The sequence below is a fragment of the Neptuniibacter caesariensis genome (assembly GCF_000153345.1).
Taxonomy (GTDB): Bacteria; Pseudomonadota; Gammaproteobacteria; order Pseudomonadales; family Balneatricaceae; genus Neptuniibacter; species Neptuniibacter caesariensis.
Map to the genome: position 1 here is coordinate 778,871 of NZ_CH724127.1, position 1,967 is coordinate 780,837.

General features: G+C 49.2%; 1 protein-coding gene. It reads right to left on the reverse strand.

Features of this window, described 5'->3' with window-relative positions:
* Positions 1-1,967 (reverse strand): elongation factor G (gene fusA / locus MED92_RS17440; RefSeq protein WP_007022914.1); only part of this gene is annotated, 1,967 nt, incomplete at both ends.

A 1,967-nucleotide genomic window follows, 5' to 3' on the forward strand; every position in this document is an offset into this window, starting at 1 on the left:
CAGGTGACCGATGTAACCGAACATCTCAGACAGAGGAACGTCTGCTTTGATGCGTACGCCAGTTGCGCCTGCTTCCTGGTCCTTGATCATACCGCGACGACGGTTCAGGTCACCGATTACATCACCCACGTTGTCTTCTGGAGTGAATACGTCAACCTTCATGATTGGTTCCAGCAGCTGTGCACCCGCTTTAGGGATAGACTGACGGAATGCGCCTTTTGCAGCGATTTCGAATGCTACTGCAGAGGAGTCAACCGCGTGGTAGCCACCGTCGAACAGTTCGATTTCAACGTCCAGTACAGGGAAGCCTGCCAGTACACCTTCGTCCATCATGCCAGCGAAGCCTTTTTCGATCGCTGGGAAGAATTCTTTAGGTACGTTACCGCCTACTACTGTAGAAGTGAACGTGAAGCCAGAGTTTGGCTCGCCTGGCTTGATGCGGTAGTCGATCTTACCGTACTGACCAGAACCACCAGACTGCTTCTTGTGCGTGTAGCTGTCTTCGATTGCCTGAGTGATAGTTTCACGGTATGCAACCTGTGGCTTACCAACTTCCAGCTCAACGCCGTAAGTACGCTTCAGGATGTCTACTTTGATGTCCAGGTGAAGCTCACCCATACCTTTCAGGATGGTTTCGCCAGAATCTTCGTCAGTTTCAACTACGAAAGATGGATCTTCTGCAACCATCTTACCGATAGCGATACCCATTTTCTCAGTAGAACCTTTGTCCTTAGGAGTAACAGCAATAGAGATTACTGGCTCTGGGAAGATCATTGGCTCAAGAGTACATGGGTTCTTAGGATCACACAGAGTGTGACCAGTCTGAACGTTCTTCATACCTACAACAGCGATGATGTCACCAGCCTGTGCTGAATCCAGCTCAGTACGGTCATCTGCGTGCATCTCAACCATGCGGCCGATACGTTCAGTTTTGCCAGTGTAAGAGTTAAGGATAGTGTCACCCTTGTTCAGTACACCGGAGTAAACACGGATAAAGGTCAGGGCGCCGAAACGGTCGTCCATGATCTTGAATGCTAGTGCGCGGAATGGCTCTTCTACAGCAACTGTAGCAACTTCGCCAGTTGGCTCACCAGTTTCTTCGTCAGTCAGAGGCTGAGCGTCAACTTCAACTGGGTTTGGCAGGTAGTCAACAACAGCGTCCAGAACCAGCTGGATACCTTTGTTCTTGTATGCAGAACCACAGAAAGTTGGGAAGAAGTCTAGTTTACGAGTACCTTCACGGATGCAACGCTTGATGTCGTCCAGAGATGGTTCAGTACCTTCTTCCAGGTATTCCATCATCAGATCTTCATCCTGCTCCAGAGCAGTTTCGATCAGCTGCTCACGGTACATTTCTGCATCGTCAACCATATCAGCTGGGATGTCAGTAACTTCGAAGTTTTCTGGCAGACCAGTGTCATCCCAGATGAATGCTTTCTGAGAAAGAACGTCTACAACACCTGTGAAGTTGTCTTCACGGCCGATTGGCAGAGTCATAACCAGTGGGTTAGCACCCAGTACGTTTTTAACCTGGTCTACAACGCGGTAGAAGTCAGCACCCAGACGGTCCAGCTTGTTTACGAAGATCAAACGAGCTACTTCAGACTCGTTCGCGTAACGCCAGTTAGTTTCAGACTGAGGCTCTACACCACCGGAACCACAGAATACACCTACACCACCATCCAGTACTTTCAGGGAACGGTATACTTCAACTGTGAAGTCAACGTGTCCTGGAGTATCGATGATGTTCATGCGGTGATCTTTCCAGAAACAAGTAGTCGCTGCAGACTGGATCGTGATACCACGCTCAGCTTCCTGTTCCATGAAGTCGGTAGTTGCTTCGCCGTCGTGAACGTCACCCATCTTATGGATCTTACCAGTAAGCTTCAGGATACGTTCTGTAGTAGTGGTTTTACCCGCATCAACGTGCGCGAAAATACCAATGTTTCTGTACTTGGTTAAGTCTG